The organism is Mesorhizobium sp. M1329, assembly GCF_040318035.1.
In the GTDB taxonomy this organism is placed as follows: domain Bacteria; phylum Pseudomonadota; class Alphaproteobacteria; order Rhizobiales; family Rhizobiaceae; genus Mesorhizobium.
Map to the genome: position 1 here is coordinate 1 of NZ_JAMYLN010000069.1, position 6278 is coordinate 6278.

A 6278-nucleotide genomic window follows, 5' to 3' on the forward strand; every position below is an offset into this window, starting at 1 on the left:
TCGGGAGAGAACTTGTTGGTCGTCTTGCTTGTCATGGCTCCACCTTCTCAGGAGTTGGAGCCTCCGATCAACCCGGGGCGGTTCATGTTGGCGCGGCTCACTGTTCCTCGACTGTTCTCAGTGGAGAGCGGTCGGCCGACGCTGTTCCGCCGCTGTTTTCAGCGAGAATGCTAACTGTTTCCGACTGTTTTCAGTTGCAGCGGTTAACCAGAAATCCGTAATTAAAGTCGGCTCAAGCCATTGGCGACATCACTCAAACGAATGGCAATTATCTGTTTGAATGCGTCTAGGGTCCCTCCGCGGAGACCCACGCATCCGCGCGTAGGGACACAGCAACTTCCCCTTTAAAGGCGTCGAGATGCCACGAGCACCGAAACCTCAGTTCCTTAGACCTAAGGATCGAGCAATCTGCCAGCGGGTTGTCGACCAGGTAGCCGCCGACGCCAAATCGCACAGCACCTCGATAAACAGACAGATTCTGGCCTCGACCACGCTGTCTCTCTTTCAATGCGGGGTCGTCAATGAAGTGAATTTGCTGGCACATGTTCGCGCGCGCCGCCATGACTTCACGAAGCAGGCCGGCACTGCGTCGCCGGTCGCTTCGTGACGCCCTCAGGTGCCGGCACGCACCGTCGCTCACCACCTTGTCCGATTACTAATGAAGAATGCGGGGCGGAGGCGCTCACCCACTCTGACGAGTATCGTGCTGTTGCGACGCTGTTCTGAGCATCGAATTCAACGGATGTGCCGATCGATTTGGGAATCCGGTAAGAACCGCTCCCTCACGGCGCTTCTCGCTTCCTCCTGTCCATGATCTCTACCATCCCTTCCATAACCCGTTTGTCGGGATTTCTCTTACAAAAGCCGTAGAGAGACGCCCAAATCTCATTGATGGTCATGCTACCGAGATCGTATCGAGGCTGACCTAAGTGCTTCAGTGCCGTGTTCGCTGCAGTAATGTAGCCCTCCGTCCACGCGACCATTGCCATCGGGATGCGAGAACGAGGCGAGTCAGACTCGCTTGTGATACTCAGCAGCTTCGTGCACTCCATACCTGTTGCGATGGAGCACACTCGAAAATCTACGAGATCCCAGCACCGGCTTCGATTGAGCGGCGATAATTCACTCCGATTCGCATAAGGGGCAGAGAGGTGAAAGCTGAGTTCCGGCGATCCGGCCAATGGGCCGACATAACGAACGCCACAGGGACCGAGCGATGGCTGAATGATGGGGACGGTTGTCGCAGGATCAGCCCCTAAAGATTGCCGGCCGAATGACATGCATGGAGATGACGGGTGGTCAACTTGCTCTAATGGACCGTTGCCGGTGAATGAGGGCGAGGCGCTTGCAAAGGCGATCATCGAAACGGTCGCGAGATTAACCCGCGGGCGAATTGACGGGGCGCCTTGATCAAGGCCGAATTAGCACTCCCGAGCCGTACAGTTGCACTCCAAGCCGATCGTTCTTCCGCCACCGGACCACCGCCTGATAGGTGGCCCCGTCCTCAGGGATGAACAGCACAAAACGATCCGGGACCAAGGCATCAGCAGCGACCCGCAGTTCCGCGCCTCTCTCATGCTGGTTGCAGACCGAGCAGCTTATGTCCATGTCCCGACGCCCAGTGGTTATGGTCGCGTCCTTCAGAACAGGCGTTCTCTGGTGAAGGCGGCGGTCAGGTTTAGGCTCGGTAGGGTCCATGGGATGCAGTCCTTGTCGTGCTGGATTAGCCGTGTGGTTCATCGCCGAAACCTTACAGCGAAGCGCTGCGTATACAATTGTGCTCGCCGCGGAGGTGCTTGAGGCGCCGCTTGACCTCCTCCGGCTTTACCCACTGCGTCGCCGGTCGCTTCCCATGCGGAGGCGGGCCGGCATGGTCCTGCACCCGCTTCGCCGGGGATGCTTTCGCTGAACTGGATCCGGCTGTTCGGCTTGATGATACTGAACAGGATTTCGCGGCGCGCCTTGCAGCCGATATCGCGCAGATCGTGGCCGTCCAAATACATGATGTCGAAGGCACCGAGGATCATGGCATAGGGGTCGCTGTGAACGGCCTTCTGCAGTGCATTGAAGTCGGGCAGACCGGCGGCGTGGTGACCACCGCCTCACCCTCGAAGATCGCGGTCTTGACGTCGAGCTGACGCGCGGCCTCGAAGAGGCCGGTGTATTTGGTTGTCCAGTCGGCACCGCTTTTGGTGAAGGCGCGGATATCGTCGGGGCTGTTGATGACGATCTGGGTGCGGTAGCCGTCGAGCTTGATCTCGTGAATCCAGTGCTCACCCTCGGGTGGCTTTGAGACCAACTTGGGCTCCATCGGCGGAATGAACTCGAGACGGCCGCCGCCGGTACTTACAATTTTACGCACCCAGTCAATACTAGGTACAAAGCTTACATTAGCTAGAGTGAACGGAACGTGATTCCGCGCGGCTCCTGGCGACCATCGTGAAAGACACAGACGGAGCGGGCGCTATAGAGAATACGCACGAGCGAGCGCGTACCCGGCCAATACCAACATCGAGAGCACATAGAGAACCAGCAGCAACGGAACCACGGATGATTGGTGGGCGACGGAGGCGTCAGCTTCTTCCTGTTCCTCAAAAAGATTGTGATCCAGACCGGCCTTCGTGACCACCGTATGGTCAGGCCCGTTCTTGCCGTAGGTCTCTCTCGAAACCCGTGTCGCGATATCGGCCCGGATCACTCGATCGTCGGGCAGGTCGCCCGGAAGCCATTCTGGAAGATTGTCGCCGTCGCTCTTGTCCATGGCGCCAATAATGCTTTGTGCCTCACCTACGTTCCAGATTCCTAATGTACGATTCTAACCAGCGGCTCGCTCACTGCGGCAACGCGTCGGTCGGGTGTCACGGCAGTAAAAAGTCCCGCCGCACTGCCAGGACGGCGGGACCCGATCAAGCGACTTGCACCAAGCTTAGGGACTTCGGGGTTGCTCTGGTGCGCGCGATCAGCTCGATTTTAGGCGCATGAGCTGTAACGCGTCCACCAACTGGCGGTTTTGGTAGTGGGTTAGTTTGAAACCTGTCTCGCCTGAACGTGTCTTAATAGCCAGACGACATATCGTTCCATATCAAGCCGGCGAGCGGTTCCAAGTACACTTGCCCAGGTATCCTGAGGACTGGCGCCAGACGCGATCATGGCCGGTGCGTTGTGAAATGAGTCAGCGAGCATCCGTGCTTTGGATAGATCATCGGTCGCGCGAATTTCGACGAGAACGATGCCAAGAGCCATCAGAATATTTTCGTTCGTGATGGGTTTAGGATCAATCAATCGAGACGCCTTTCTTCCGGTACGGTCCGCGCACTATTGGCTTCTCCGCTTCCTTGGCTTCGACCGCTACGCGACAGCGGCGTTTTCAGCCTCAATTTCAAACTGACCCACTACCGCGGTTTTAGTTCAGCGCCGGCGTCCGTCCCGGCCTGAAACCCTTCAGCGCCGCGGCGATGCCCATCATCACTGATTGCTCCGGGCGATCGAGAACGCGCAGGGTGCCCGGCTCGTCGCCACCCACCCCGCAGATCGGTAGGATCTGATAGTCGCCTTCGAAAGGCTCCGTATCGCCATTCAAGAAGAAGTCATATTCGGGGAAACACCTTTTCAGCTTCCAACGCTTCGTGATCGCATCGGGCCATACCGCACCCTTGGCGATCGCCTGCTCAAATGCGATGTGTCTTTGGATGTGGGGCGAACGTCTCATGCAGCCCGATCGTGTCGGCGCGGAGCTTCACCAGTCCGTCGGAATATCGGGCGCTGATCCGATCCACCAGATTGGTAGGGATTGGTTTACCATCTCGGATCGCAGATGTGATCGTTCGGTCGAAACGTTTGTCGCGTTGCTTCCGAGTCAGATAGGCCCGCAACTGGTCGGGCTCGCCAGAGAGCAGTTCATCGCGGGGTCGGGCGACACAGTGGCTCTGAACTGTGGTGAGCCCGATCACCCCCGCCTTTTCTGCTGCCGGTCACCCGATTGATGCGCCCGACCACCTCCAGTGCGGTCCTGGTCGGATTAGCGCCGCAGCACAACGAAAGCCGCTTGGATCGCGAAGCGCCGGCATCTGCTCGACGCTGGCAACCCCGTCGTCATTGAAGGTCTGCCGGATGGCTTCTTCCAGCGGCCGAAACGCGGCCTCATCGAGGTTCATCGCCTGGATCGCGCCGTTGCGAACGAGAACGGCCGAAGCAGTCCGCTACGCGTGACCTTGCCCCCAGTTCTATCCTACTGATCAGACTCGCCAATGGCAATAACATATATGTTATAGTAATTTGACAAATTGATTATATATATGTTATTGCATGAAATGTTTGAATAATGAGGGAATCATCAAAATGCGCCCGCAGGAACGCGCCACAGCCAGACGCCAGCTCGACAAGAGGCTCAGCCCCTTGCGAACCCAGGAGGGATTCGCAAGGCCGCCGCGCGGCTGGATCAAGGCGATCCGCGAGGCGCTCGGCATGACGACGGCACAGCTTGGAAAGCGGCTGGGCGTCAGCCAGCCGCGCGCCGTCGCCATCGAAAAAGCCGAAAGCACCAATGCGATCACGCTCGATTCGCTTGAACGCGCCGCCCGGGCGCTGGACTGCGACCTCGTTCATGCGCTGGTGCCGCGCAAGCCGCTCGAAGCCCTTACAGAAGAACGCGCTCTCAAGCTAGCAAGGCGCCGCGTCAAGCCTGCCCGCCACACAATGGCGCTTGAAGCACAAAGCCTCGATCCGGAAGCCGAAGAAGAGCAGGTCAGGCAACTCGCAAGACGCCTGCTGGAAAAGCCCGGCTCGGCGCTGTGGGATGACGAGGCGTCATGACTGATCCGCTCCTCGAACAGGATGACGCCGCAACGCCGCTCAGCCCTGAAGAGCGCGAAGCCCTGATCCCGGCTTACATCACCCTGCGCGGCGAACTGAACGAAGCCGAACAGGCGAATATTCTCGACGCGGAAGAATGGGCGTTCGCCCGCAAACGCGATGTGCTCAGCGAAAAATTCCTGAACGATCTGCACAAGCGGATGTTCGGCCGCGTCTGGCGCTGGGCCGGCAGCTACCGCCACAGCAACAAGAATATCGGCGTCGATGCCTACCGCATCCCCACCGAACTGCGACAGCTCATCGATGACTGCCGCTACTGGATCGACCACGAAACCTACCCGCCCGATGAAATCGCAGCGCGCTTTCACCACAAACTCGTATGGATCAATCCCTACCCCAACGGCAACGGCCGCCACGCACGGCTCGCGACCGACCTGTCGCTCGTCAGCAAGAACCGCCCCCGTTTCTCCTGGGGCAGCGCCGGCCTCGTCGATCCCGGCGAAACCCGCCAGCGCTATGTCGAAGCCCTGCGCGCCGCCGACAATCACGATATCGGCCCGTTGCTGGAATTTGTCCGGTCCTGAGGGGCACGATTCCACCGCTTGCCACCTGGCAAAGCTCATCCTACTCCACGTCGTTCTCGACTAACCGGTCCATGAGAATGTCAGGCGCTTCCCGCTCCGCCGCCTTGAGCAGCGCGAGAACGCACCATCCCCTAAAATAGGTGGACACAATCCGTTAATCCCCCAAGATGCCACGGCCTATTTCAAGTGCTGTCGCCCGGTACTGGACCGGGTGTTTGTGACCGGCGACGAAGTGACGGCGGGAGGGCTGATCATCGCAGGCGTGTTGACAGGCTTGCAGGTTCGTATCGAGCGCCGCGCTCCTACCATTGTGGAAGCAGAGGCGTTATGAGAGTCGCCTATCGAAAACCGGTCGCTCGTCGTCTCGGTTGGAGGCTTCGCCGCGAGCATCGCGGCGAACACCAGTTCGACGCCGTCACCCATTTTCCGGACAGGCGCGCAAATATCGAGCTCGACGAGCTTGCAGCGCGTCTCAATGACTTTGATTTATTCGGACAGGAGCTACCGGTTCGATTGAACCGGTAGCGGTGAACGGAAGCGGCACAAACACCCTTTGGCTGCGATTTCGCCAATAGCAATACCGTAGAAACGTGCCACTTTGGCGGAGGATCTGCGCCCCTCCGAAGGCACAAGTTACAGGTTCGAATTCTGTCGGGTGCAGCATTGCCGCAGTTCGCTTGCCGACAACTATTCCTGCTGGAATTGACAGGGCCAATCTTCAGGCCTCGTCAAGCCAGAAGGCAACTCGGTCCGGGCGTCTCCGCAAGCCATGTTGAGCTGCCACTGGGACAGACCCACCGAATTGGAAAGGTCGACGCCCTCGATACGGGTCAGAAAGAAAAAGGCGCGGTCAAAGTCTATCGGCGCGGTAAACCTCGCTCC

Annotated in this window: 6 protein-coding genes and 1 pseudogene; 2 read left to right on the forward strand and 5 right to left on the reverse strand. The window is 58.7% G+C overall.

From position 1 onward, the window contains the following. Positions 1-1736 precede the first annotated feature (1736 nt). From NKH21_RS32395 to NKH21_RS32410, 4 genes are all read right to left on the reverse strand, one after another. A complete protein-coding gene (locus NKH21_RS32395) occupies positions 1737-2027 on the reverse strand; it encodes a DNA ligase-like domain-containing protein (RefSeq protein WP_352869951.1) in 291 nt (96 codons plus the stop codon). Beyond that, complete coding sequence (locus NKH21_RS32400) at positions 2024-2299, reverse strand: ATP-dependent DNA ligase (RefSeq protein ID WP_352869953.1); 276 nt, start codon at positions 2297-2299, stop codon at positions 2024-2026. The genes NKH21_RS32395 and NKH21_RS32400 overlap by 4 nt, the downstream gene beginning before the upstream one ends. 165 nt (positions 2300-2464) lie before the next feature. Next, positions 2465-2761 carry a hypothetical protein gene (locus tag NKH21_RS32405; protein WP_352869955.1) on the reverse strand — a complete coding sequence of 99 codons (297 nt, stop codon included), beginning with the start codon at positions 2759-2761 and terminating at the stop codon, positions 2465-2467. Positions 2762-3403: 642 nt separating this feature from the next. Next, positions 3404-3709 carry a hypothetical protein gene (locus tag NKH21_RS32410; protein ID WP_352869957.1) on the reverse strand — a complete coding sequence of 102 codons (306 nt, stop codon included), beginning with the start codon at positions 3707-3709 and terminating at the stop codon, positions 3404-3406. Positions 3710-4338: 629 nt separating this feature from the next. Between NKH21_RS32410 and NKH21_RS32415 the strand changes: the two genes are divergently transcribed. Both NKH21_RS32415 and NKH21_RS32420 read left to right on the forward strand, forming a co-directional pair. Next, positions 4339-4812, forward strand: coding sequence for a mobile mystery protein A (locus tag NKH21_RS32415; RefSeq protein WP_352869959.1), 474 nt, complete (start codon positions 4339-4341; stop codon positions 4810-4812). Beyond that, positions 4809-5396 carry a mobile mystery protein B gene (locus tag NKH21_RS32420; protein WP_352869961.1) on the forward strand — a complete coding sequence of 196 codons (588 nt, stop codon included), beginning with the start codon at positions 4809-4811 and terminating at the stop codon, positions 5394-5396. Before NKH21_RS32415 ends, NKH21_RS32420 begins: the two co-directional genes overlap by 4 nt. Positions 5397-6083: 687 nt before the next feature. Here NKH21_RS32420 and NKH21_RS32425 read toward each other — a convergent pair. Beyond that, positions 6084-6278 (reverse strand): annotated as a pseudogene (locus NKH21_RS32425) (pentapeptide repeat-containing protein); the annotation flags it as partial.

Bases quoted from the DNA above. Each gene is read 5' to 3' on its own strand.
- NKH21_RS32395 (WP_352869951.1), bottom strand. From the start codon at position 2,027: ATGATCCTCGGTGCCTTCGACATCATGTATTTGGACGGCCACGATCTG.
- NKH21_RS32405 (WP_352869955.1), bottom strand. From the start codon at position 2,761: ATGGACAAGAGCGACGGCGACAATCTTCCAGAATGGCTTCCGGGCGAC.
- NKH21_RS32410 (WP_352869957.1), bottom strand. From the start codon at position 3,709: ATGAGACGTTCGCCCCACATCCAAAGACACATCGCATTTGAGCAGGCG.
- NKH21_RS32415 (WP_352869959.1), top strand. From the start codon at position 4,339: ATGCGCCCGCAGGAACGCGCCACAGCCAGACGCCAGCTCGACAAGAGG.
- NKH21_RS32420 (WP_352869961.1), top strand. From the start codon at position 4,809: ATGACTGATCCGCTCCTCGAACAGGATGACGCCGCAACGCCGCTCAGC.